Source organism: Streptomyces sp. NPDC007084, from assembly GCF_040703595.1.
In the GTDB taxonomy this organism is placed as follows: domain Bacteria; phylum Actinomycetota; class Actinomycetes; order Streptomycetales; family Streptomycetaceae; genus Streptomyces.
Window position 1 is genome coordinate 60,088 of sequence record NZ_JBEYFY010000017.1, and the last position, 24,775, is coordinate 84,862.

Annotated in this window: 24 protein-coding genes; 20 read left to right on the plus strand and 4 right to left on the minus strand. The window is 71.8% G+C overall.

The annotated features are described in order from the left end of the window. Positions 1-340 precede the first annotated feature (340 nt). Both AB0912_RS16800 and AB0912_RS16805 read right to left on the minus strand, forming a co-directional pair. On the minus strand, positions 341-757 hold the full coding sequence (locus AB0912_RS16800) for a glycosyl hydrolase (RefSeq protein WP_366700228.1): 417 nt from the start codon (positions 755-757) through the stop codon (positions 341-343). A 255-nt stretch (positions 758-1,012) separates the two neighbouring features. Next, the gene (locus AB0912_RS16805; RefSeq protein WP_366700230.1) at positions 1,013-2,329 is read right to left on the minus strand and encodes an MFS transporter; all 1,317 of its coding nucleotides are present in this window, start codon (positions 2,327-2,329) and stop codon (positions 1,013-1,015) included. A gap of 381 nt (positions 2,330-2,710) precedes the next feature. Here AB0912_RS16805 and AB0912_RS16810 point away from each other — a divergent pair, with 381 nt between their 5' ends. The 8 genes from AB0912_RS16810 (at position 2,711) to AB0912_RS16845 (ending at position 11,282) form a co-directional block, all read left to right on the plus strand. Then, on the plus strand, positions 2,711-3,772 hold the full coding sequence (locus AB0912_RS16810; protein WP_366700232.1) for an HEXXH motif-containing putative peptide modification protein: 1,062 nt from the start codon (positions 2,711-2,713) through the stop codon (positions 3,770-3,772). A 66-nt stretch (positions 3,773-3,838) separates the two neighbouring features. Beyond that, positions 3,839-4,879 carry a radical SAM protein gene (locus AB0912_RS16815; protein WP_366700234.1) on the plus strand — a complete coding sequence of 347 codons (1,041 nt, stop codon included), beginning with the start codon at positions 3,839-3,841 and terminating at the stop codon, positions 4,877-4,879. 46 nt (positions 4,880-4,925) lie between these two features. Continuing rightward, positions 4,926-5,138 carry a hypothetical protein gene (locus AB0912_RS16820; protein WP_366700236.1) on the plus strand — a complete coding sequence of 71 codons (213 nt, stop codon included), beginning with the start codon at positions 4,926-4,928 and terminating at the stop codon, positions 5,136-5,138. Positions 5,139-5,173: 35 nt separating this feature from the next. After that, a complete protein-coding gene (locus tag AB0912_RS16825) occupies positions 5,174-5,362 on the plus strand; it encodes a hypothetical protein (protein ID WP_366700238.1) in 189 nt (62 codons plus the stop codon). A gap of 254 nt (positions 5,363-5,616) precedes the next feature. Continuing rightward, positions 5,617-7,995: a radical SAM protein gene (locus AB0912_RS16830; RefSeq protein WP_366700240.1), complete on the plus strand. Its 2,379-nt coding sequence runs from the start codon at positions 5,617-5,619 to the stop codon at positions 7,993-7,995. 3 nt (positions 7,996-7,998) lie between these two features. After that, on the plus strand, positions 7,999-8,709 hold the full coding sequence (locus tag AB0912_RS16835) for a GNAT family N-acetyltransferase (protein WP_366700242.1): 711 nt from the start codon (positions 7,999-8,001) through the stop codon (positions 8,707-8,709). Next, a complete protein-coding gene (locus AB0912_RS16840) occupies positions 8,706-9,956 on the plus strand; it encodes a cytochrome P450 (protein ID WP_366700244.1) in 1,251 nt (416 codons plus the stop codon). The genes AB0912_RS16835 and AB0912_RS16840 overlap by 4 nt, the downstream gene beginning before the upstream one ends. A 561-nt stretch (positions 9,957-10,517) precedes the next feature. After that, entirely contained in the window at positions 10,518-11,282 is a 765-nt protein-coding gene (locus AB0912_RS16845) for an AfsR/SARP family transcriptional regulator (protein WP_366700246.1), read from the plus strand. 169 nt (positions 11,283-11,451) lie between these two features. Here the strand turns inward: AB0912_RS16845 and AB0912_RS16850 are convergent, their stop codons facing one another. Next, entirely contained in the window at positions 11,452-12,450 is a 999-nt protein-coding gene (locus tag AB0912_RS16850) for a DUF2156 domain-containing protein (RefSeq protein WP_366700248.1), read from the minus strand. 334 nt (positions 12,451-12,784) lie between these two features. On the opposite strand from AB0912_RS16850, the gene AB0912_RS16855 reads away from it, so the two are divergent. The 12 genes from AB0912_RS16855 to AB0912_RS16910 all read left to right on the plus strand — a co-directional run bounded on the left by AB0912_RS16855 (position 12,785) and on the right by AB0912_RS16910 (position 23,766). Beyond that, the gene (locus AB0912_RS16855) at positions 12,785-14,341 is read left to right on the plus strand and encodes an aldehyde dehydrogenase family protein (RefSeq protein WP_366700352.1); all 1,557 of its coding nucleotides are present in this window, start codon (positions 12,785-12,787) and stop codon (positions 14,339-14,341) included. Positions 14,342-14,456: 115 nt separating this feature from the next. Next, complete coding sequence (locus tag AB0912_RS16860) at positions 14,457-15,593, plus strand: acyl-CoA dehydrogenase family protein (RefSeq protein ID WP_366700250.1); 1,137 nt, start codon at positions 14,457-14,459, stop codon at positions 15,591-15,593. Between the two features lie 9 nt (positions 15,594-15,602). Continuing rightward, complete coding sequence (locus AB0912_RS16865; protein ID WP_366700252.1) at positions 15,603-16,889, plus strand: aminotransferase class III-fold pyridoxal phosphate-dependent enzyme; 1,287 nt, start codon at positions 15,603-15,605, stop codon at positions 16,887-16,889. A gap of 2 nt (positions 16,890-16,891) precedes the next feature. Then, entirely contained in the window at positions 16,892-17,488 is a 597-nt protein-coding gene (locus AB0912_RS16870) for an SRPBCC family protein (RefSeq protein ID WP_366700254.1), read from the plus strand. After that, positions 17,488-17,982, plus strand: coding sequence for a hypothetical protein (locus tag AB0912_RS16875; protein WP_366700256.1), 495 nt, complete (start codon positions 17,488-17,490; stop codon positions 17,980-17,982). The genes AB0912_RS16870 and AB0912_RS16875 overlap by 1 nt, the downstream gene beginning before the upstream one ends. Beyond that, positions 17,979-18,629 (plus strand): flavin reductase family protein, encoded by a 651-nt coding sequence (locus AB0912_RS16880; protein ID WP_366700258.1) that lies wholly within the window; start codon positions 17,979-17,981, stop codon positions 18,627-18,629. Before AB0912_RS16875 ends, AB0912_RS16880 begins: the two co-directional genes overlap by 4 nt. Positions 18,630-18,631: 2 nt before the next feature. Further along, complete coding sequence (locus AB0912_RS16885; RefSeq protein ID WP_366700260.1) at positions 18,632-19,615, plus strand: VlmB-like protein; 984 nt, start codon at positions 18,632-18,634, stop codon at positions 19,613-19,615. Continuing rightward, on the plus strand, positions 19,612-20,667 hold the full coding sequence (locus AB0912_RS16890) for an acyl-CoA desaturase (protein ID WP_366700262.1): 1,056 nt from the start codon (positions 19,612-19,614) through the stop codon (positions 20,665-20,667). The genes AB0912_RS16885 and AB0912_RS16890 overlap by 4 nt, the downstream gene beginning before the upstream one ends. Beyond that, complete coding sequence (locus AB0912_RS16895; RefSeq protein ID WP_366700263.1) at positions 20,664-21,686, plus strand: beta-ketoacyl-ACP synthase III; 1,023 nt, start codon at positions 20,664-20,666, stop codon at positions 21,684-21,686. Before AB0912_RS16890 ends, AB0912_RS16895 begins: the two co-directional genes overlap by 4 nt. A gap of 100 nt (positions 21,687-21,786) precedes the next feature. Beyond that, positions 21,787-22,026 (plus strand): phosphopantetheine-binding protein, encoded by a 240-nt coding sequence (locus tag AB0912_RS16900; protein ID WP_366700265.1) that lies wholly within the window; start codon positions 21,787-21,789, stop codon positions 22,024-22,026. Then, entirely contained in the window at positions 22,026-23,261 is a 1,236-nt protein-coding gene (locus tag AB0912_RS16905; protein WP_366700267.1) for a beta-ketoacyl-[acyl-carrier-protein] synthase family protein, read from the plus strand. The genes AB0912_RS16900 and AB0912_RS16905 overlap by 1 nt, the downstream gene beginning before the upstream one ends. A 22-nt stretch (positions 23,262-23,283) precedes the next feature. Next, the gene (locus AB0912_RS16910; protein WP_366700270.1) at positions 23,284-23,766 is read left to right on the plus strand and encodes an SRPBCC family protein; all 483 of its coding nucleotides are present in this window, start codon (positions 23,284-23,286) and stop codon (positions 23,764-23,766) included. A 292-nt stretch (positions 23,767-24,058) separates the two neighbouring features. Here the strand turns inward: AB0912_RS16910 and AB0912_RS16915 are convergent, their stop codons facing one another. Beyond that, on the minus strand, positions 24,059-24,772 hold the full coding sequence (locus tag AB0912_RS16915; RefSeq protein WP_366700272.1) for a GDSL-type esterase/lipase family protein: 714 nt from the start codon (positions 24,770-24,772) through the stop codon (positions 24,059-24,061). Positions 24,773-24,775 lie beyond the last annotated feature (3 nt).

Below are 24,775 nucleotides of genomic sequence, written 5' to 3' on the forward strand. Positions count from 1 at the left end.
CCCCGTTCCCGTTCCGTTCCCGACCGGCGACCGGCGACCGGCGACCGGCGATCGGCGACCACGGCGACTGCCGATCGGCGCCTGGGGGCTGGGGCTGGGGCTGCGGCTGGCGAACGGCGCCCGGCGTTCGCCAGCCGGAGTCCGGCGCGGGGGCAGGCGGCGACCGGCTCTCGGCGCGCGCCCCGAAGCCGGCGTCCTGCGCGGCGAGCGGTGACCCGGCGCCCGGAGGTGACACCCCCCCGGCACCCACACGCAAGGGCGGTCGCGGCCGACCGGACACCATCCGTCCGCCGCCGCGACCGCCCCTCACGAACCCCCTACCGGCGGCCCGCTCCCGCGCCTAGTACCAACCGGTACACCGGATGGGCGTGTTGTAGCCCGAGTCGCCGCAGGCGCGGGCGACCTGGCCGTTGCGGTCGGCGAAGGCCTCCGTCCACACGCTGCCGCCGCTCGTGATGGTGGCCTCGCCGAGGTGTCCCTGCCAGGTCCGGCCGCCGTCGTTGCTGCGGTCGATCCAGATGTGCATGCCGGGGCTGCCGCCCACGATCCGGCCCCACACACAGGTGTTGTTGCCGGAGCCGTTGCGGCGCAGCTCGAAGCCCTGGCCCTGGGTGCCGAACGCCGTGTACTGCGTGATCCCGTTGTTGTTGGTGCACCCGTCCGCGGCCCCGGCCGTCGTGACCCCGGCCGCCGTGAAGAGCCCCGCCATCAGGGCCACGGCGGACACGGCACCGACGACTCGCTTGTTCTCGCGCATGGTGGTTGTCCTCTTCCGAGCGAAGGAGTGGAGTGAAGGCGAAGGACCGTCCGGCACCCGTCACCGTGTGTGCCGGAGGTCCCGCCGGGTCCCATGCTGAATCCGCCGCCCCCGCCGGCACCATCCTTTCCAGCAGGATCGAAACCGCAGCTCGAAGGGGTGATGGAGGTTTGCCGCCCAGACCAACGGGCGCCGCCCGGCTCGACTCGGGTCCGGGTTACGGATACGGGGGCGCCACAGGCCCGCCGCGAACCGTCAGCCGGACTCGCCGGTGTCATCCCCCGCCGCCCCCGTTGCCCCCGCCGCCCCCGTTGCTCCCGATGCCCCCTCCACTCCCGCCGCCCCCGCCGTCCCTTTCCGCCCCGGCGCCACCCCGCCCAGCAGCGGAAGGCAGGCCAGAAGGAGCACGCCCGCCAGGGCCCAGGGCGCGTCGAGTCCCGCGTGTTCGGCGAGGGCGCCGCCCGCCGCCGCGCCGACCGGCATGGCACCCCAGGCGGCCAGCCGGTAGCCGCTCGTCACGCGGCCCAGCATGTCCGGCGGGGCCAGACGCTGCCGGACGGAGACCGTGCACACGTTCCACAGCACCACCCCGGCGCTGTTGAGGGCCAGCATGCAGCCGACCAGCGGCCACCAGGGCAGCGCCGCGACCCCCAGGTAGCCGAGCGCCGAGACGGTCACCGACACCTTCAGACTCCGTCCGGCACCCAGCCGCCGTACGACCCGCGGTGCCGTCCGCGCTCCGGCGAGGCTGCCGACGGCCGCGGCGACCAGCATGAGGCTGTAGCCGAAGGCGGGCAGATGCAGCCGCTGTCCCACGTAGACCACGAGCACCGCGTACACCGCCTGCTGTCCCACGCCGAGGACCGCGACGACCACCATGAGGGGGCGCAGCACCCGGTCGCGGGCCAGGAACCGCAGCCCGGCCCAGGTGCCCCGCAGCAGGCTCCGTACCCCTCGCTCTCCCTTGCCCGGGGCGGGCTCCTTCGGCAGCCCCGCCACCAGCACCGCCGACGCCAGGAAGGTCGCGCCGTCCAGCAGGAACGGCAGCGGGTGCCACGCTCCCCACAGCGCGGCACCGACGGGCGGCCCGACGAAGCCGGTCCCGACGATCTGGGCGGAGATGACCCGGGCGTTGGCGTGCTCCAGTTGGTCGTCGGCGGCGAGGGCGGGCACGACGGCCTGGGCGGCGCTGTCGAAGAACACCTCGGCCACCCCCGAGACGAAGGCCGGCACGATCAGGACCGTCACCGGCGTCCATCCGGCCGCCACGAGGGCGAACAGCAGGAACAGCGTCGCGCAGCGCGCGAGGTCGGCCGCCACCATCGACCCGCGCCGGGGCGCGCGGTCCACCAGGGTGCCGATGACCGGCGCCAGGAGCCAGGCCGCACGGCTCGCCGCCGCTACCACGGACACCCAGAACACATCGCCGGTGCTCCACGCGGCGAGGAGGGGGAACGCCGCGAACCGCGCGCCGTCCCCCACCGAACTGAGCCCGTTGGCGGTGATCAGCCGGCGCAGGGCCTTCGCCCGGGAGCGGTCCGCGGGGGGAGAGGCGGGGGCGGCGGAACTCATCGAGGGGGACTGTCCCTTCGTCGACGGGGACGCGTGGCGCGCACACGATGTGCCCGAGGAGCCCCTGTGCGCGTCGCGAGCGAAGGACACACTCGGCGAGCCCCGCCTACCCCGTGTATGGCGCACCATTCACGTCACCCGGGCGTTCTTTGCGTTCCTTTCACCTGGCGCCGGATTTTGTCCTCCGAACCGCTCGCGGGCCTTGACGCGACTTTCCCGGACGTGCCAGGTTCGATGAGTCGCCGAATTCACATCCGGCGTCAACGCACCTTTGCAACAAGCGCCGTTGGCACGATCCTGCCCGTCATCTCGCGGCACGCCCGCGAGCACGTCCATCGCATCCGCGACAAGCAGGGGATGTCCTTCCACTGGGGCCACTGTATGCAAGAATCCGCACTCGTCACGCTCGCCGAGCACCCCGTCTTCGCTCAATCGGCCGCTATTCTCGACCGGTTATACGAGAGTTACGACTTCCTGGCCGAATGCGTCGCTCCCGATCTCTGGCCGGTCGATTCCACAGGGCACCGAATTCCTCGCGAGACCGCTCTCGAACCCGTTGTACGGCATGAACTCGACCAGGCACTCCGCAGAATTCGCGATACCCCCGCCTGCGCCGCGACCCTGTCCGCGCTCGCGGACGGCCCCCTCGTCGGCGGGACACTCGCGGCGGAGGAGGAGAGGGCGGGGATCGCCCGGGCCGTCGAACTGCCCGGCCACCGGCTGCCCTTGCTCACGGACCCGGCCCTGCCGGGCGACGTCCACCGGGCGTTCGAAAACCTCTTCCGCCGCCACCTCAGCGCCGGCGAGGACGCGGACCGCCTGACGCGCGTCACCGCCGCACAGGCGACGACCCTGCGCGCCGCCGTGGAACTGATGCTCACCACCGCGCCCGCCCTCGCGGGCGGCCTGCTGCGGCACGCCCGTTACGTCGTCGCCGTCGACGGCCCCGGCGCCTTCGACAGCGCCTCGACCCGCGAGATCCCCGGCGTCGCGTTCGTGGCCGTCCGCTGCATGCGCACCCCCGAGCGGCTGGCCGAGGCCCTGCTCCACGAGTTCGTACACCTGCGTCTCTACGACCTCCAGGCGACACGGTCGGTCTTCGCCCCGGCCTACGACACCGACACCGCCCCCACCGTGGCGCCGGAGTGGCACAGAACCTCCGAGGTCTCCCGCTGGCCCGTCGACCGGGCCCTGGCCGCCGCCCATGTCTACGTCCACCTCCGCGCCTGGTTCGAGCGGCGCGCCGAGGACAGCGGGGAGCCGGACCTGCGGCGGTCCGCCGAGACGGCCGCCTTCCGGGCCACCAGCCTGCTCGACAAGGTCGCCGGGCACGCCGGGGAATGCCTCGGCCCGGCGGGCCGGGACCTCCTGCGCTGGCTGACGGAACTGCACCGGACCCGGCCCGGCCGGCCCGCCCCTGCCCACGAACAGATGGCCTCGTAACCCCCTGCCGCGCAGGCCATCCCTCCTCAGCGCGCGCATCCACCGTGCCGATCAGGACGGAGCCCCATGGAACTGGTACTGAACGAGCCCCTCAAGAGCTGGCTGCAGGTCACGCAGTCGTGCAACCTCAAGTGCCGCCAGTGTTACGGCGACTGCGCGGCCGAGCCCCGCGACGACGAGATGACCCGGGCCGAATACGCCTCGCTCGTCAAGGAGATGGCCGACTCCGGCGTGATCGAGGTCTTCGTCGAGGGCGGCGAACCCCTCAACCGCCCGGACGCCCTGGACCTCCTCGCCGAGCTGACGCCCCACGTGATGACCCGCCTGCGCACCAACGCCACCCTGCTCACCCCCGAAGTCGCCGCCCGGCTCAAGGAGATCGGCATCGGCGAGGTCTACGTCGACGTCCTCGGCGCCACCGCCGACACCCACGACTGGCACGTACAGGCGCCCGGCAGTTTCGACCGGACCGTCCAGGGCGTGCGCGACGCCCTGGCGGCGGACCTCCCCGTCTCCCTGCTCGTCATCATGACGCGGCGCAATGTGGGCGAACTCCAGGGCGTGCTGGACCTCGCCGCCGAACTCGGCGTCCCCCGGGTCGGAGTGCTCCGCCTGTACCCCCTGGGCCGGGCCCGCACCCAGTGGAGCGACCTGGCGCTGCGGCTGCCCGACCAGATGGCGGCGCTGGACGCGCTGCGCGTGCCCGACAAGGTCCACCTGATGACCTCCTGGCACCCCAAGGACGGCAACTGCTGCTGGCAGAACGCCGGCGTGGACGCCACCGGCCGCTCCGTCGGCTGCGCCTATCTGCGGGACTACACCGACTACGGCAACGTCCGCGAGGTCAGTTGGCTGACCACCTGGAACAACCCCGTCTACGTGCACAACCGTTCCGGTCACGTCGACGGCGGCTGCGCGTCCTGCGAGGACACCCAGGGTTCGTCCGGCGGATGCAGGTCGACGGCGTTCGCCTTCACCGGCCGCTGGGACGCCCCCGACCCGTTCTGCACCACCACCAACGGAGGGATCGATGTCTCTCAGCTCCCCGACGACCTCGACGACCGACGGGTCCGCCCCGCCGTACCGGCGACGAGCCGACTGCTTTGAGCAGAGCACCCACGCGAGGTTCCGCCCCATCCCGGAGTGGAACTGCATGCTCGCCTACACCCCGCGCAAGCCCGCCATCCACTACCTCAACCCGGTGGCCTGGGTGGTCGTGGAGCTGTGCGACGGATCGTCCGGCTCACAGATCTTCGCCTCGTTCAAGGAACTCAACAAAGGCAGGATCGGCGAACCGGAACTCCAGGAGGCGTTCGAGTCGGCGATGGCCCAACTCCTCGACGGGGAGCTGGTCACCACCGCGTGAACCACTCGCGCGCTTCGCGGGAGGGAGGTGAAGTGATGAAGAAGAAGACGGACCTGGAGCACCTCATGGCGGCGGCCGGCGCGACCGGTGAAGGACCCGCCGTCGAGGTGGTGCAGCCGGAAGTACGCACCGGCGCGCAGTACGCGCTGCTGCCGTCGATGAAGGCCAAGCGCCCGGACACGTCCGAGGCCGCGCCCGAGACGGAGGCGGACGACCGGAAGTGACGCGGTACGGCTTCGCGTCGCCACGACCGGCACCCGGACGGCCGTCCGGGTGCCGGTCCCAACACGAGCACCGAGCCGCCTCGACCGGGGACCGGTCGACACCGTCAAGCACCGGTCGACCACCCGCAAGCATCGGTCCTGGACCGTCAAGTACCGGTCCTGGACCGTCAAGTACCGGTCGAGGACCGTCAAGTACCGGTCGAGGACCGGGCGAGCCCTGATCGAGGACCGAGCGAGCACCGATGAGGAAGGCAATGGGCACGAAGACCGTTCTGGTGAACCCGCCGCTGTGGAACGCGTACGCCCCGCACCTCGCGGTCCCCCTGCTCCTGGGCGACCTCCGGGCCCGCGGCCACGAGGCGACGGCCTACGACCTGAGCATCGAGTGCGTCGACTGGCTGCTCTCGCCCGCCGCCCTTGAGGAACTGCGGGAGAAGGCCGCCGCGCGGTCGGCGGTGGACCTGGAGGACGAGTGGGCGCGCAGCCGGGCGCTGCTCGTCGCCGCGTCCGCGATCCGGGGCGTCGCCGAGGCGAAGGCGCGTCTGCGGTCCCCGGACACCCTGCACGACCCGGCCGCGTTCCACACCGCGCGCCGCACGCTGCGTGACGCGCTCTGGCTGATCTCGGGCGCGTTCCCGCACTGCGACTTCGACCTGGTGGCCAACACCTGCGCCTACTCGGCCGAGTCGACGGTCCAGGTCCTCGCGGCGAGCGGCGACCCCGACGGCAACCCCTACCGCTGGGCCTTCGACCGGATGCTCGACCGCGAGCTGTTCCTCGACCCCGAGGTCGGCGTCGTCGGCCTGAGCATGTCCGCCGACACCCAGCTGATCGCCGCCGTCACCTTCCTCGGCATGCTGCGGGAGGTCCGCCCCGACGTCCATGTGGTCCTCGGCGGCAATTACGCGACACGGCTGGTGGACCGCTGGCAGCACCCGCACGCCCTCTTCGACTATGTCGACACCGTGGTGACCGGAGAGGGCGAGGGCGCACTCGCCGCCGTCATCGACGGTCTCGGCGCCGGCACCGAACAGGGCGCCGACTTCCGGGAGGGCATTCCGGGGGCCGTCTGGGACGGCGGCGGCGTCCTGCTGCGCACACCGCGCCGGAGCGCCGACATCTCGGCCGCGGCGAAGCCCGCCTACGACGCCCTTCCGCTGGACAAGTACCTTGCCCCGGGGCCGATCCTGCCCGTCTTCGCCTCGCGCAGTTGCCCCTGGGACTGCGCTTTCTGCTCGATCCCCTTCGCGAGCAACTCCTTCCGGCAGCGCCCCGCCGAGGCCGTCGCCGAGGAGGTGGGCCTGCTGCGGGCCGAACACGACTCCCCCTACTTCATGTTCGTCGACGAGATCATGAGCCCCCGGACGCTGCGCAACGTCGGCGACGCCCTCGTGAAAGGCTCCGCCGACGTGTTCTGGTACGGCGAGACCCGCTTCGCCGGCGCGCTGGACGATCAACTCGCCCGGCTCCTCTACGACTCGGGGTGCCGCAGGATGAACTTCGGCCTGGAGTCGACCAGTCAGCGCGTCCTGGACCTCATGCGCAAGGGCACCCGCATCGAGGACGGCCACCGGAACATCACCGCGATGCTGGGCGCCGGTGTCCCGATCCACCTCTTCGTCATCCACGGATTCCCCGGCGAGACCCGCGAAGAGGCCGCGCACACCGTCGAGTTCGCGGAGGCCGTCCGGCGCCTGTCCATCGAGCGCTACGGCGTCGCGCACACCACCTGGGGCGGCTCGCCCTTCGTCCTCGACGTGCACTCTCCCGTCGGCACCCGGCCCGAGGAGTTCGGCGTCCGGATCGAGCCGCCCGACGCCGGCGACGATCTCAGTCTCAGCCGCAACTACCGTACCGAGAGGGGACTTTCGCAGGAGGACACCCGCACGGTCGCCGAGGACGCGGCCGGGTCCGCCGCCGACACCACCGTCTGGTTCCGCGCGGCGCGTGATCCCATGGCGCGGGAGATCGAGGAGTTCACCTTCCTCCGGGCCGCCGTCCAGGCCCCGTTGCCCGAGGCCCCGCCCGTCCCGCTCTTCGACTGGCCCCCGCCGGCGCCCGGCGCCCGGCTCTCCTTCGCCCCCGGAGTGACGTTCACCCGCGTGCCCTGGCCCGCGACGGAGACGGACACCGATCCGGCGATGGCGCTGTACAACCCGGCCGCCGACAGGTTCCTCCAGCTCAACTGGACCGGCGGCGAGAGCGCCTGGCGGGAACTGGACGGCCTGACACCGGACGAGCTGCGGCGCCTGCTCGCCGACCGCCACTGCCACTACCTCGGCTCCGAACCCGACGCCACTGCCGCGCTGCTGCTCCGGCACGGATTCCTGGTGCCCTCACGGCGGCAGGCCAAGGGGCCGGAGGCCGTGCTCCGCACCGAACTGGGCATCGGGCTGGACAGCGACCGCCAGGGGAACCAGCACCTGTCCAACCCCATCACCGGGGTGACGATCCGGCTCCGGGGAACCGCCGCCGACACCTGGCGACGACTGCGCTCCGGCGAGCGGACCGCGCCGCGGACACCGGAAGACGCCGTCACCGACGCCCTGGTCCGCTACGGCTTCCTGTATCGCGAACCGGCCGGCCTCGCGCGGCCACGACCGAGGAGCCTCCCTCAGGAACAGGCGGTGTAGAGCGTGGTGGAACAGTTCCGGATCTCCGACGAGCCGCCGCTGACGGCGCGCCCGCTGCTGCCCGAGGACGAGACGGGCGTGGCCCGCGTGTTCGAGGCCTGTGACGACTACTTCCTCGCGGCCACCGGCTCGGCGGCCCTCCCGGCGGACGTGCAGAGCCTGTACTACGCCCTGCCCGAGGGCGCGGACTTCACGCAGAAGCACCTGCTGGTGCTGTGCGAGAAGGAGACCGTGGTGGGGGTGGTCGACGCGGTGGCCGCCCACCCCGACGCCCCCACCCTGTCGGTCGGCCTCTTCCTCCTCGCCCCGGCGGCACGGCGCGCCGGGCTGGGCACCCGGGCCGCGCGGCACCTGCTCGGGCAGGCCGCGGCGCAGGGCATGCGCCGCGTGACCGCCACATGCCCACGGGACTGGGCCCCGGGGATCGCGTTCCTGACCTCCCTCGGCTTCGAGGAACGCCGGCCCCGGCAGGACTCCGGCCCGACCGTGGGCAACCGCCTCCGCTTCCCCGCCGAGACCGGCCTGCGCACCTTCGTGAGGGACGTGGACGGCGAGCCCGTACGGGACCGGGACGGGACGCCCGTAGGGGACTCGGACGGGACGCCCGTACGGGACCCCGGCGGGAGGCCCGTTCGGGACCCCGGCGGCAGGCCCGTACGGGGCCCGGGCGGTGCGCGGTCCGGCGGCGGTGACCCGGACCGGGAGGTGTCATGACCGTGGTGTCCGCGCTCCTGGACGCCGGCCCGGACACCGTCCGGGAGGACATCGCGGCGGCGTACGCGCTGGTGTGTTCCTTCGACGGCGACGCGACGGACGCGGCGACGGGCGATCCGCACGCCGAGTTCGCGGAGCTGCGCCGGGAAGGCGCCGTGCACCGGTCGACACTGGAGGCCGTCATGGCCGGCGTGGACGTTCCCGAGGAAGCGGGCACCCCCGTCTGGCACGTCGTCTCGTTCGCCGGGGCGGAGACGGTCCTGCGGGACGAGGACACCTATTCCTCGTCCGCCTACGACGACAGCATGGGCCGGGTGATCGGCCGGTCCTTCCTCCAGATGGACCACCAGGAGCACCGGATCTGGCGGAGCGCGCTGCACGGCGGGTTCAGCCGGCAGGCGGTCCTCGGCCTCCGTGACACGGTCCGCTCGGAGACGGAGGCAGACCTCGGCCGGGTCGCCGCACGCGGCGGAGGCGACCTGGCCGGCGAGGTGGCCTTCCCGGTGGCCCTGACCACCATCGCCCGGATGCTGGGCTTTCCTCCCGGCACGCGTATCGGCACCCTGTACACCTGGGCGGTCGGGCTGCTGGACGACTCCGACGGCCGGATCGCCGCCGCTGTGGGGGAGTTGCTCACCTCCCGCGCGGCCTGGGCCCGGGGCGGCCTGGTGGACGCGCTGCTGGGCGCGGCGGACCCGCGGCTCGGCACCGGAGCCCAACTGGTGCCCGCCATAAGGCTCTTGCTGTCCACCGGCACCGAACCGCCGTTCCGTTCCCTGGCGTCCCTGACCTACGCGGCGCTCACCGAGCCCGCCGTCGAGGAGCTGTTGCGCGCCGACCCGCTCGCCGCCACCGCCGTCTTCCAGGAGTGCTGGCGCTGGGAGTGCCCCCTGACCTGGGTGCTGCGCCGCTGCACCGCCGACACGGTGCTCGCCGGCCGGCCGCTGCGACGCGGCGAATTGGTCTGCGTCAACCTCGCGTCGGCCAACCGCGACGAGACCCGCTGGAACCACCCCGAGCGCTTCGACCCCCGGCGCGACCCGCTGCCGAGCATGGCCATGGGAACCGGTCCCCACACCTGCCTCGGACGCCATCTCGCCGCCCTGGAAGCGGGCGAGTTGCTTGCCGCGCTGCTGCGCGCGGCGCTGCCCGCCCGGTCGACGGGCTGGGTCCTGGACTCCGCCGGGCCGGCCGGTCGCGGCTTCCGGTCACCCCGCCGGCTCGCGGTCCGCGTGCCGCGCTCCTAGACGCGGTCTTGTTCAGGGTTGAACCGACGCCTCCTCGGCCTGACGTGACGCGCGTCACGCGCCCCTCGGTGGCCGGCCGCTCTCGATAGAAGGTTCGAATGTGGCGTGCTCATGCCCGCCAGCGGTCTTTGCGACTCCTTTGCCTTTAGTGGAATTGGCCAATCCGTCGGTGGGCCGGTTTGGGTGGTCCGCCGATGCGTACCAAACGTGTTGACCGTCCCCGAAGCGAGAATTAATGTTCGAGCCATGGTTGCTACGGGGGAAGTCGCTACCACGTACAGTGGCGCTGAAAGTGTTCAAGGTGCAGGGCGAAGGCCATTGATCCGCGTGCCCGTCGAGGCCGTCCGCGATGATCGATGTCGGTCCCTTTCCTCCATCGCGTCGATTCCCGCCCGCTCGAACCCCGTCTGAAGATCCCCGGGGTCCGTGTGACCGGACGTTCGCTCTTTCGGTGCCGCTGGGACGGCGCCGGTTTTCCCCTGCGTTCCTTGCCGGTGACGGGGCCGTGCCGTGCCGTCACCGTGGTGTGTCAGCCCTGAGTGATCAGACGTGGGAGTGGCAATGGAGATCCGTCTGCTGGGCTCGTTGGAGATGGCCGACGAGCATATATCGCTGAAGATTCCGGGGGAAAAGCTGCGCGCCATCGTCGCCGCCCTCGCCCTCACCCCGAATCGTCCCGTGTCACGCAATGACCTCATCGACGAACTCTGGGGAGAGAATCCCCCGCGGCACGCCGAGAATTCACTGCACGGCCACATGGCCCGATTACGGCGCATTATCGCGGACCGCACCGGCATGGGCTGCCAGCGGGGCCTGATCGGAACCTCGAACTTCGGCTACGTCCTCGCGCTGCCCGACCGTCAGGTGGACGCCCTGCACTTCTGCGACCTCGTCCGCAGGGCGGCGCTCCTCCAGGAGACCGACCCCGGCGGCGCGGTCCGGCTGCTCACCGAAGGACTCGCGCTGTGGCGCGGCCCCGCCCTGCTCGACGCCGGCCACGGCATGCTCTGCCGGATGGCCTCCACCCGCTTCACCGAGACTCGGCTCACGGCCTACGAGCAGCTCTTCGACGCCCAGTTCGCGCTGGGCAGGCATCGCAGCGTGGTCACCGAACTGGAGCAGCTGCACGCCCAGTACCCGCTGCGCGAGCGCTTCTGCGAGCAGCTCATCACCGCGCTCTACAGCACCGGGCGGCAGGCCGAGGCGCTCGACGCCTACCACCGCACCCGCCAGCGGCTCTCCGAGGGACTCGGCCTGGAGCCGGGACACGCCCTCCGCGCCAGGTTCCAGGAGATCCTCCGGCAGGAACCCCTCCACACCCGATAGCACCCAACCAGGCGACCGCCGCGCCCGGAGCGCCGCGCCCGGCGTCACGACCGCGCCCCCGCCCTGCCCCCGGCCCGGCACCGGGCCGCGGGCGCCGGCCGCTCCAGCGGCTCGGGTGCTCCCGGGCCCGGACGCTCCCGCGCCCATGTCAACGGGCCGCCGACCGGGCTCAGATCGACTTCGTCACGCGCAGGATCTGCCAGATCGCCCCGAACCGGGCCCGCCCGTGGAACGCCAGATACTCGGGAAGCACGAGCTGCGGGCCCCACTTCTCCTTGTACGCGAGCTGGCTGGCCGAGGGGTAGACCTTCTCCCCGTGGTCGGCGAGGAACCGCATGAACTTCCCCGTCACCGGGCTCGCGGCAGAGACCTCGGCACCCGGGTCGAGGCGGGTGAACGGGGTGAAGCCGAAGTGCAGCCACTCGGCGCCCTCGGCCCGGAAGGTGTCGATGGCGTGGGCGTTCACCGCCTCCATCACCCCCGGTGGCACCTCGTTGTCCCGGCGGCTGAGGTCGTGCAGCCAGCCCGGACGGGAGCCGTAGGCGGGGGAGTAGGAGATGTACGCGACGACGGCGCCCTCCATACGGCCGACGAACAGCCGGCGCTCACGCTGCGCGGGTCCGCCGCACTGGCCGACCAGGAACTCGATCTCCTTGACATGCCTGCCCTTGCCGCGCAGCCAGCGCCGGTCGAGCGCCTCGATCTCGCCCGCCACGTCCTCGTACGCCACCTCGTCCACCCGCAGGCCGCTGCGCTTCGCGCGGGAGATCTTGTTGCGCAGCTTCATGAACTTCGAGCCCTTGAGCGTGAACGCGGGCAGATGCGAGGAGAACGAGGAGCCCACCTGGTTCACGGTGAATCCGCAGCGGGCGTACAGCTCCGCGTCCGAGCGCTGGAGCTGGATCGCGCAGACCCTCCGCCGATTGTCCCGCGCGAAGCGCAGGAAGGCGTTCAGCAGCTTCTCCTGTTCGCCTTCGGGACCGAACACCCCGCCGAACTGGACGAGATAACGGCCCGCCGTGCGGTAGGCGACGACACCCTCCGTACCGGGGGCGAAGAAGTATTCGTTCCCGCTGTTCAACGCCAGGAAAGCACTCGCGTTGTCGGCGTGCTTCCGTAGTGATAGCGCAACGGCATCAAAGGCTACCGATTCCTCAGTCGTTGACATCTCGTTCCCCTGTCGCCCGGCCGTGCGCTGACTTTCATTCACATTCGCTTCCGCACCGATTCTCCGGCCACCGGCTTCGATGCCCCTGAAACGGCCGTCTCAGCCCCGTCTCAGGGCCCTCTCAGCGCCCCCTGGAAGATTGCTGAGCGCAGCCGGAAGAAAAATGATCCGACCGCTCGAAGCGCACGAGGAAAGCGGGGACCGCGTGAACGGCACGGAATGGGCGGGGGGTGCGCCGCTCACCCAGGAGGATGTCGTCCTCGCTCCTGGAGCGTCGACGTATCTCTCCTACGTCGACGGCAAGAACATTCCGAGTACGGAATGGGTCTACGTTCTGAACGCGGCGGCGCTCCTCGACGACGCGTTCACGAATTTGACCCTGAAGCGGAAACTGGAGCGCGGCCAATGGCACGGCGGACCGGCCGGCCACGAACTGCCGCCCACCATCGTCGGCCGGGTCGCGAAGGCGGACCGCGAGACCGTCGACTACGCGCTCCAGGCAGCCGCCCGGGCCGCCCGCGAATGGTCCGCGGTGCCCCTGGACGTCCGCCTCGAACAGCTCGGCACCCTGCTGCACGACCGGCTGGCCGAGCGGGCCGGGGAGATCACCGACATCCTCGTCAAGGAGGGCCATCCACTCGCGCTCGCCCGCTGGCAGGTCTCCGGCATGCTGGAGTGCTTCGGCCCCGAGTCGCTCGGCTTCTACCGCGCCCAGATGCTCCAGGAGTTCCGGCACGGGGCCCGCGAGATCTCCGTACGCCGGCAGCCCGACGGGGTCGTCTGCCTCAACCCGCCCCAGAACGCGCCGCTTTCGAGCGCCCTCCTCGGCGTGACCGCGCTCTTCGCGGGCAACGCCCTGGTCGTCCGCGCCCCGCGCAGCGCACCGCTCGGCGTGATGTACGTCCTGCACGAAGTGGTCGTGCCCGCGCTGGAGGAGATCGGGGCGCCGCCCGGCACCCTCGGCGTGGTGTGCGGCGACCCGGCGCCGATGCTGAACGCCTGGCTGCGCAGCCCGCACGTCGACGACATCATGTACTTCGGCAGCAGCGAGAACGGCATCCGCTTCCAGGAACGCTGTGTCGCCGCCGGCAAGAAGCCCATCCTCGAACTCGCCGGCAACGACGTGGTGGTGGTCTGGAAGGACGCCGACGTCCGGCTCGCCGCCGAGGCGCTCACCGAGAGCTTCTACGGCTCCGGACAGCTCTGCATGATCCCCAACCAGGTGCTCGTCCACCCCGACGTCGCCGCCCCGCTCACCGCCGAACTCGCCCGCCAGAGCGCCCTGGTGAAGCCGGGACACGCCGGCGACGAGGGCGTGCTGCTCACTCCGGTGCTCAGGAACGAGAAGTTCTTCTCCTGCCTCAAGGACGCCCTCGACTCCGGCGCCGAACTGGTCTGCGGCGGCCACGCCATGCAGCTCGACGGCACCCGGGACTCCTCGGGCATCTTCCTCGAACCCACCGTCGTCCTGGTGCGCGGCCTCGAAGGGGCCCGCGACGTCCGGGCGGTGGCGCACGAGACCTTCTTCCCGCTGCTCCCCGTGGTCGTCGCCGAACACACCGACGGCGACGACGACGAACTGCTGGAGAAGTTCATCGACTGGGTCAACACCAACGACTACGGGCTGCGCAACTCCCTGTGGGCGGACGACCGTTCGGTGATCGACCGGTTCACTTCACGGGTCACCAAGGGCGGACTGCTCAAGGTGAACGACTCGCACATCGGCTTCCTGCCCTATCTGCCCACCCACGGCGGCACCGGCCTGACCGGCGGCGTGTTCGGCGAGGCCAACTACCCCGTGCTGCGCACCTCGCACATCCAGGGAGTCAGCGTCACCGCACAGGGGCTCCGCCCGCGCGAGTCCGTCTTCGGCGGCGGCCGGCCCCGGTGACCCCGGCCGGCGCCGGCCGCGTAGCGGCCGTGCCCCCGCACCCGCCGCCCCCCTCCGTGTTCCCCGTGCTCCGGCACCACCGAGTACTCCGGCACCACCGACCTTGAGGAAGCCCATGCGTTCCCTGGACGCGGCTCGGGAGATCTGCGAGAGCCATCTGCCCGGTCTGCTCAAGAACCTCGACGACATCCCGCTCGCCGACCTGGAGAAGCCGGAGAGCCCCGGCCTCAGCCACTTCCGCGCCGCCAAGGGCCCGGGCCTGGTGATCCCGAAGGAGTACCAGGGCGCCGGCGCGGACCCCCTCCAGGCACTCGCCGTCGTACGGGCCATCGGCGCCGTCTCGCCCTCCCTGGCCGTCGCCACGACGATGCACCACTTCTCCGTCGCCACCCTGTTCACCCTGGCCGACTCCATCAAGAGCAGCGGCATGGAGTGGGCGCTGCTCGAAGGCATCGCCGAGCAGAACCTCCTGGTGGCCTCCGGGTTCGCCGAGGGCAGGCCCGCGCAGGGCATCCTCGCGCCGACCATGCGGGCGGAGCGGGCCGAGGGCGGGTTCGTCATCAACGGCTCGAAGAAGCCGTGCAGCCTCTCGCGGTCCATGGACCTGCTGACGGCGAGCGTGGCGCTGCCCACGCCCGACGGCGGCTCCGAGATGGCGGTGCTGCTGGTGCCGCGCGGCACCGACGGCATCACCAGCCACCCGTTCTGGCAGAGCTGGGCGCTGGCGGGCGCGGAGAGCGACGAGGTCCGTCTGACGGACGTGTTCGTCGACGAGCAACTGATCATGCGGACCGAACTCGGGGAGGCCGGCGAGCTGGACGAACTCCAGACGGTCGGCTTCATCTGGTTCGAACTGCTCATCTCCGCCGCCTACTTGGGCATGGTCTCCGCCCTGGTGGAGCGGCTGTACCGGTCCGGGCGCGGCGGCGCGTCGGACCGGGCGCACCTGATCGCGAAGCTGGAGACCGCGAACCTGCTGCTCGAAGGCACCGGCCGGATGGTGATGGACGGCGAACGCGGCAACGACGCCCTCGCGAAGACCCTGGTGGCCCGCTACGCCGTACAGGACGCCCTCGGCGAGACGGTGAACCGGGCCGTGGAACTGCTGGGCGGGATGGCCTTCATCGCCTCCTCCGACGTCGCCTACCTCGCGGCCGTCTCGCACGGGCTGACCTTCCACCCGCCCTCCCGCGCGAGCTTCCAGGACCCGTTCCTCGAACACGTGGCGGGCAAGCCGCTCCGGCTGGCCTGAGGAGACACGATGACGATCACTCCTGTCGCACCCGAGGTCCTCCCCGACCGCCATGAACTCGGGCGGCTCTACCGCGGCCGGCTCAGCAAGGGCCGCGCCACCCTCGGCGAGATGTTCGGCGGCCACATCGAGGTCGCCTCCGAGGGCGCCCACGTCACCACCAGCGACGGCCGCACCTTCCTCAACTGCGGTGGCTACGGCGTCTTCCTGACCGGAGCCCGGCACCCCGCCGTCATCCGCCGGGTGTCCGAACAACTGCACACCCACCCCATCGCCACCCGTATCTTCCTGGAGCCGCAGGCCGCGCTCGCCGCCGACGCCCTGGTCTCCGTCGTCCCGGAAGGGCTGAGCCGGGTCCACTTCGCGGGCTCCGGCGCCGAGGCCGTCGAGACGGCCATCAAACTGGCCCGCACCCTCGGCAGAAGGCGGCTCGTCGCCACCGACGGCGGCTACCACGGCAAGACGATGGGTGCCCTGACCCTGACCGGGAAGAGCCTCTTCCAGGACCCCTTCCGGCCGCTGCTGCCCGACACCACCCACGTGCCCTACGGCGACGCCGAAGCCCTGCGGAACGTGCTCGCGCGCATCCCGGGCGAGGCCTGCGTGTTCGTGGAACCGGTGCAGGGCGAGGCCGGCGTGGTCATCCCGCCGCCCGGCTACCTCACCCAAGTCGCCGCGCTCTGCCGCGAGTTCGGCGCCCTACTGGTACTGGACGAGATCCAGACGGGCCTCGGACGGCTCGGCACCTGGTGGGGCGCGGACACCGAGGGCGTGGTGCCCGACCTGCTGCTGGTCGGCAAGGGGCTCAGCGGCGGCGTCGTCCCCGTGTCGGCGGTCGTGGCCACACCGGCCGCGTTCAAGGCCTTCGACCAGGACCCCTACCTGCACACCTCCACCTTCTCCGGGGCGCCGCTCGCCATGGCCGCCGCGCGCGGCGCCATCGAGGCGATCAAGGACGACGACCTCGTCACCCGCTCACGGACCCTCGGCGCGGAGATCCTCACCGAACTGCGCTCCATCGTCACCGGCTACTTCGGCGACGTGGTCCGCGAGGTGCGCGGACGCGGACTGATGCTCGGCGTCGAGTTCGCCGAACCCGGCCCGGCCGGGGACCTGCTCATCGAGCTGATCCAGCACGGCGTCATCGCCAACCACTCGCTCAACTCCCATCTGGTCCTGCGCCTCACTCCGCCCGCCGTGCTCGACCGCACGGACCTGGAGTTCCTCTACGAGGCGATGGACCGGGCCTGCCGCGCGCAGGCCGCCCGCTACACACCCACCTCAGGAGGTGCCTGACCATGCGCAGCGCACAGGTCACGATCCGCGCCGTCGCCGTCGCACCCACCGATGCGTTCGACCGCGTGAAGGACTTCGCCGTCTACCCCCGACTCTCCTCCGTCGTACGCTCTGTGACGGTGCGTCAGCCTGAGCCCGCGGCGCCCGGCGAGGCCGCCGAGGAACACAGCGACTGGGAGGTGTACTTCCGCAACGGCATCCTGCGCTGGAGCGAGACCGACACCTTCGACCGCGCCGCCCTGACCATCGCCTTCACCCAGACCGACGGGGACTTCGCCGAGTTCTCGGGCACCTGGCGGGTGCGCCCCGACGGCGAGGACAGCCTGATCGACTTCCACACCGAGTTCGACTTCGGCATCCCGAGCCTCGCCGGCATCCTCGACCCGGTCGCCGAGCGGGTGTTCCGCGAGACGATCGGCCTGGTCGTCACCAGCCTGTTCGCCCGGGCCGAGGTCGAGGGCGACGAGGCACTCGTACGGGCCGTCGAGCTGGCCCGCGAACGCGCCGCGGGGGCCCGGACCGGCGACGGCGGCCCCACCGGCGACGACGCCCCCACCGGCGACGACACCCCCACCGCGATCCCCGCGGGAGCCGTCTGATGGACGCCAAGAACACCTTCGACACCCCCGTCACCTACCGGCTGATCCGCGCCGAGTACGCGGTGGGCCTCGCCGTCGCCGTCGGCTTCTTCTTCGCCCACCTCACCGAGGTGCGCTGGCTGCCGGCCGTGGCCCTGTTCCTCTACATCGACCTCATCGGCTACATCCCGGGCGCGATCGCCTACCACCGCAGCGAGGACAAGGCGATCTCCAAGGTCTACTACGTCCTCTACAACACGATGCACAGCCTGGCCACCCAGACGATCGTCGCGCTCGGCTGGATCTGGCTCTTCGGCGCGGAGTGGGCGCTGCTCGTCCTGCCCATCCATCTCTTCGGCGACCGGGCCCTGTTCGGCAACTTCCTCAAGCCCTTCGGACTGGACTTCGAACCGGTGGCCAGCCCGGCCTTCCAGCGCTTCCGGTCCGAGTTCACCGCCTCCACCGCCGACCACACCCGCATCATCGAACAGCTCGACGCGAGGCCGACACCATGACCTCCCCGAGCACGACGTCCCTCGACACGGCACCGACCGGCGCACCGACCGGCGCATCGGCAGCGACCGCGCGGACCGCCGCCGCGCACTGGCCGGCCGGCAGCCGCACCGCCTCCGTCCGCGCCACCACCCGCACACTCGCCACCGGGGTGACCGTCCTGACCTGCGGCCGGGACGAGTCCACCCACGGTGTCACCGTCAGCACCCTGACCCTCGCCTCGATGAAGCCGCCGATGGTCTCGGTCGCGCTGCGCCAGGACAGCCAGGGCCTCGCCGCCCTGCTCGCGGCCGGCACCTTCGCCGTCAACATCCTGGGCGGCCAACAGGACCCGCTGGCACGGCACTTCGCCCGCTCCGACCGGGGTGAGGGGCTCACCAGGCCCGGCCGAGGCGTCTGGGCGGGACACACCGCCGACGGGGTCCCGCTGCTCGGCGGCGCCGTCGGCTGGCTCCAGTGCCGGGTGACACGCACCGTGCCGGCCGGTGACCACGAACTGGTCCTCGGCCTGGTCACGGACGCCCGCCTCGGCACCGCCGAGACCCCGCTGCTGACCTTCGCCGGAACGCTGCACCGGCTGCCCGCCCCCTCCGCCCCCGGGCCGGCCGCCCAGGCCGCCGACCCGTCCGACGACACGATCCGGAGCTGACCATGACCGACGCCCGCACGGGGACGGCCCCCGCCGCCACCGTTCCGCCGGAAGCCGACTGGGACCACGCGCCGTCCCTGGTCGACGGCGCCAACACCCTCGAACTCACCGCCGCCGACTGCGACTTGAAGTACTGGCTGCGCGCCGTGCCGCAGGGCACCCTGCGCGGCAAGGTCCTCGGCCACGACGAGGACGTACGCCCGCACGAGGTGACCCGGCGCCCCGGCCCGCTGAACGAGGCCCTGACCCAGGAGCTGGCGTTCCGTTCCATCGCCGAGGACAAGGCGACCCGCGCCCTCGGCTACATGGTGGCCCTCGCCCCCGACACGGCCACCATGGAGTTCTACACCACCCAGCTCATGGACGAGGCCCGGCACTCGATGGTCTTCCGCAGCCATCTGCTGAGCCTCGGCGTCGCCGAGGCCGACCTGTTCACCACCATCGACAGGCTCGCCGCCGCCGACCGCGACGCCGTGCTCGTGCCACTGGAGAACCTCGGCCTCGAAGTCCTGCGCGACCAGCGGGACTTCATCGGCGGGGTGGTCGTCCTGACGATCCTCGTCGAAGGGGTGCTCGCGCCCGCCGCCCAGCTCTCCGAGCTGAAGTGGCGCGTCTTCGACCCCGCCGCCGCCGACGTCGAGCGCGGCGCGGGCATCGACGAGATCCGCCACCTCACGGTGGGCAGCTCGGTCGCCCGCGAACATCTGCTCGCCCACCCCGAGGACAAGGAACGCATCCTCGAACTAATCACCCGTGGCCGCAAGTTGTGGGAGAACCTGCCCGCCACGGAGATGACCCTGCGCCGCGAGACCCTTTTCCAGCAGGGCCTGGACGCGCACCGCGACCTCGCGGGCGACTACGAGATCTGGCCGGGCCGCCGCCTGGCCGACACCACCGTCGAGGAGCGGGTCGAGACCGCCCACGCGTGGGCCGAGTCGATGCAGCGGAAGCGGCTCGTCTACATGGGCCTGGAGGAAGCGATATGACCACCGTCAACGAGAGGGGAGTACGGGACGCGGACGGCTCCGGCACCCTGGAGGAGATCACCCGGCTCGTCAGGGAAGCCGGTCTGATGGACACCCGGCCGAGCTGGTACGTCTACAAGATCGCGTTCAACTTCGTTCTCCTGGCGGCCGGCTGGACGGCCTTCGCGCTGCTCGGCGACACCTGGTGGCAGTTGGCCGTCGCCGTCTTCCTCGGCCTGATGTTCGGCCAGACCGACCTGGTCGGCCACGACGCCGGCCACCGGCAGATCGTCCGGACCCGCAAGGCCAGCAACATCATCGGCTATGTGCACGGGAACCTGCTCACCGGCGTCAGCTTCGGCTGGTGGGTCAAGCACCACACCGCCCACCACAACTTCCCCAACCACCTCTCGATGGACCCCGACATCCTGCGCCGGCAGGTCATCTTCGACGCCAAGGACCGGGTCAAGCGCACCACACGCTTCCAGCGCTTCGTGGTCCGCCACCAGTCCTGGATGTTCTTCGTCCTGATCACCCTCGAAGGCCTGCGCCTGCACATGTCGGGCTACGTGGCCGCGAGCCGGGGCGCCCTCACCAAGTACAAGAAGTCCGAACTCACCGTCATCACCCTGCACTTGGTGCTCTACGTGGCCGCGCTCTTCTACGTCCTGCCGCCCGGCAAGGCGATCGCGTTCCTCGTCGTCCACCAGGCCGTGTTCGGCTTCTACATGGGCCTGATGTTCGCGCCCAACCACAAGGGCATGCCCGTCCGCGACGGCGAGAAGGAGGAACTGGACTGGCTGACCCGGCAGGTGGTCACCTCCCGCAACCTCAAGCCCAGCCGGTTCGGCGACTTCTTCTACGGCGGCCTCAACTACCAGATCGAGCACCATCTGTTCCCGTCGATGCCCCGCACCAACCTGCGCAAGGCCCAGCCCATCGTCAAGGAGTTCTGCCTGCGCAGCGGACTGCCCTACGTGGAGGTGTCGGTCATCGAGTCCTACTCCGAGGTCGCCGACTACCTGGACGAGGTCAGCGACGAGGTGGCCCGGCTGGAGAGCGGGGTCTCATGAACGGCACGGGCGCCGGCCGGTCGGCCGTCGTGTGCGGGCTCGGCACCTGTGTCCCCCCGTACGCGCTGACCAACGAGGAACTGTCGAAGCTCGTCGACACCTCCGACACCTGGATCCGCAGCCGTACCGGCATCGGGCAGCGGCACATCGCCGACGCCTCGACCGCCACCAGCGACCTCGCGGCCGAGGCGGGCGGCCGGGCCCTCAAGTCGGCCGCTGGGGAAGGAGGTTCGGCGGTGGACGCCGTCATCGTGGCGACGACCACCCCGGACCACCCCTGCCCGGCGACCGCCCCACTGGTCGCGACCCGGCTCGGCCTCGGCACGGTCCCCGCCTTCGACGTGGCGGCCGTCTGCACCGGCTTCCTCTACGGCCTGGCCACCGGCGCGGGACTCATCGCGGCCGGCACCGCCGAACGCGTCCTGGTGATCGGCGCCGAGACCTTCTCCCGCATCCTCGACCCCGCGGACCGGTCCGGCCGCGCCATCTTCGGCGACGGCGCCGGAGCGGTGGTGCTGCGCGCCGGGCAACCGGACGAGCCGGGCGCGCTCGGCCCCTTCGACCTGGGCAGCGACGGAACCGGCAGCGACCTGATCACCGTACGCACCGGCGGATCACGGCACCCGCACCCGACGGCCGGGGACGCGGCGGACCCGTACTTCCGGATGAACGGCAAGGCGGTCTTCCGCAACGCCGTCGAGCGGATGACCGAGTCCTCGCGCCGGGTGCTGGCCCGCACCGGCTGGCCCGGCGGGCGGCCGGATCTCGTCGTCGCCCACCAGGCCAACCTGCGCATCCTGTACGCCGTCGCCGACCGGATCGGCGTCGACCGCACGGAGTGCTTCGTCAACATCGACCGCGTCGGCAACACCGCCGCCGCGTCCATCCCGCTCGCCCTCGGCGACGCGGACCGCTCCGGAGCGCTGAGCGCCGGCCGGCGCGTCCTGCTGACGGCCTTCGGCGGCGGCCTCACCTGGGGCGCCTGCACCTTGACCTGGCCGGACATCCAGCCGGCCTGACCGCCGGCGATCACCACCCGATGGACACCCCGTACCGACGATCGCCACACCGAACCCGCGATCAGCCTCCAACTCACCACGACATACAGGAGATTCAGCCATGAGCGACGTCTACAACCGCATGGTCAAGCTGCTCCAGGCCGGCTTCGGTCTGGAGGCCGACGAGATCAGCCCCGAACAGACCTTCAACGACCTGGAACTGGACTCGCTGGCCATGGTGGAACTCTCCCTGGCCGCACAGGAAGAGTTCGGGGTGCCGGTGGGCGACGAGGACATCAGCTCGCAGGACACCATCTCCCGCGCTGCGGAGGTCATAGAGGCGAAGGGCGTGGCCGTCTGATGGCAACAACCCCCCGCTTCGACGCCGCCGTCACCGGAGTCGGGATGGTGAGCTGCGCGGGCATCGGCGTCCCCGCGTCCTGGAAGCGCATCCGTGACGGGGAGGGCACCGCCGCGGGACCGGTCCCGGCCCTCGACGGCACCCCCGCCGACTTCGGCTGCGCGGTGCCCGGCTTCGACGCGGCGAAGGCGGTCGGCCGGCGCAAGGCCTGGCGGCTCGACCGATGCAACCAGTTCGCGATCGCCGCCGCCGCGGAAGCCCTCGCGGACGCCGGACTCGACCCGGCCACCTGGGACGGCACCCGGGTCGGCGTCGTCCTCGGAAACGGCATCGGCGGCGCCGCGGCCTGGGAGAAGCAGCACAACGTCCTGCGCGACGAGGGCCCCCTCAAGGTCTCGCCGCTGCTGATCCCGATGCTGTCCATCAACATGTCCGCCGGCTATGTGGCGATGGAATGCGGGGCGCACGGCCCCAACTTCGTGACCGCCACCGCCTGCGCCTCCGGGACCACCGCGATCGGCATGGCACGCGAACTGCTCCGCGGCGGCCAGTGCGACATCGTCGTGACCGGCGGCACCGAGGCTCCCCTCGTCCCGTCGATCGTCTCCGGTTTCAGCCAGATGGGCGCCCTGTCCCGACGCCGTGACGACCAGACCAGGGCCTCCCGCCCCTTCGACGCCGACCGCGACGGTTTCGTACCCGCCGAGGGCGCCGCCGTCCTCGTCCTCGAACGCGCCGAGCACGCCAAGGCGCGCGGCGCCCGGATCCGGGCCATGGTCAGCGGGTACGGAGCCTCGGCCGACGCCCACCACGCCACGGCCCCCGACCCGCGGGGCGCCGGGGCCGAACTCGCCGTCCGCGGCGCCCTGTCGGACGCCCACGTCACCGGCGCAGACGTCACCCACGTCAACGCGCACGGCACCTCCACACCGCTCAACGACGTGTCCGAGGCACGCATGATCCGCCGTGTCGTCGGACAGCACCCGGCGGTAACCTCCACCAAGGGGGTGGTCGGTCACGCACTCGGCGCGGCGGGCGCGATCGAGGCGGTGGCCACGGTGCTCACGATCGAGAACGGCTTCGTCCCGCCCACCGCGAACCTGGAGAGCCTCGATCCCGAGGTCGACCTGGACGTGGTGGCCAAGGCGGGCCGCGAACTGCCGGTCGAGGTCGCGGTGAGCAACTCCTTCGGGTTCGGCGGCCAGAACGCCGTGCTCGTGTTCACAAGGGCCTGACGGCGAACAGGAGTTGTGGGACGTGTCCGAGGAACGCAGATGGCGGGTCGAGGAGAGCGTGCTCGTACGCGCCACTCCGGAGCGGGCCTACCGCGCGATCAGCGACGTACGGAAGATGGGCACGTTCTCCCCGGAGTGCGTCGGCGTCTGGGTGCACGGCCGGGGTCCGGTGACCCGGGGCACCAAGTTCACCGGGTTCAACCGCAAGGGGCCTTGGCTCTGGTTCACCGACTGCCGGGTCGTCCGCGCCGAGGAGGGCCGCGACTTCGCTTTCCGCGTCACCAGCTTCGGCCTGCCGATCGCCCTCTGGGGTTACCGGTTCGCGGCCGAGGGGGACGGCACCCGGGTCACCGAGTACTGGGAGGACCTGCGGACGGGCCGCAAGGGCCGGCCGGCCGAACTGCTCGGATTCTTCACCGGCACCAAGCCGGCCGTACGGCACCGGGTGAACTCGGCTGGGATGCGGGCGACCCTGGGGCGGCTGAAGGCGGCGCTGGAGCGGTAAGGAGTAGGAGTACAGGGAGCAGCTGAGGCAGTAGGGGAGTGGCTGGAGCAGCAGGGAGAAGGGTGCGGGCGCGGGTGCGGAGGCGCCCGCCCGCAAAGGGGAAGGGGGTTGTGGTGGGGGGGGGGGCGCGGGGGGGCGGGGGGCGCCCCCGCCCGCCGGGGGGCGGGCCGGCCCCGCCCCCCCCCCCCCCCCACGGCCCCGGGGGGGGGGGCCCCCCCCCCCCCCCCCCCCCCCCCCCCACCACACCCCCCTTCCCCTTCTCCCTTCTTCTCTCCTCATCGCTCTCTCTTCCTCACTCCTTGCTGAGCCGTCCCAGCGTCCGCACCACCGCGGCCGCCGCCACCGCGTGCCCCCGGCTGCTCAGCCGCCACGGGCGCGCACCCCACAGGTCGCCGGAGGACGCGTCCTCGTGCGCGGTCAGCTCGACATGGACACAGCCGTGCCGCAGCACCACCGACTCGATCCGCTCGACCAGCAGCCGCTGCCGGGCCCGTACCTCGGAACGCTGGGCCGGGGACACATGTCCGGCCCGCGCCAGGTCGAACGGGCTGACCACCAGCACCGGTTGGCCACTCGCGCTGCGCAGCGCGGCCAGGATCCTGCTCAACTCGAACTCCACGGCGTCCGCGTCGAAGGAGCGCGCCCGCAACTCCGGCCCGCCGCAGGCGAGAAGCGCGAGGTCGCCGTTGAAGTCGAGGGCGTCACCGAGCTGCGTGGACCGCACGTGGGAGAGCGTCAGGTCCCGCCGCCCCCGTGGATGCAGGCAGGCGAACCGGGGATGCGCCTCGCGGAGCGCGGCGGCGACACGGTCGGTCCACGCGGAGCGCGCCCATCCCGGTACGACGGTCATCCCCGCGGAGTCGGCGGTGCTGTCGCCCAGCACCACGGCCCGCCGCCACCGGGCGCCGGCGAGCAGTTCGGCGCCCTCGCCGGGACCGAGACACCGCGGGTCCGCGTGCTCGCCCCAGGGAGCGGCCTGGCTTCTTCCCCGCCCTGGTCCGGCCACCTG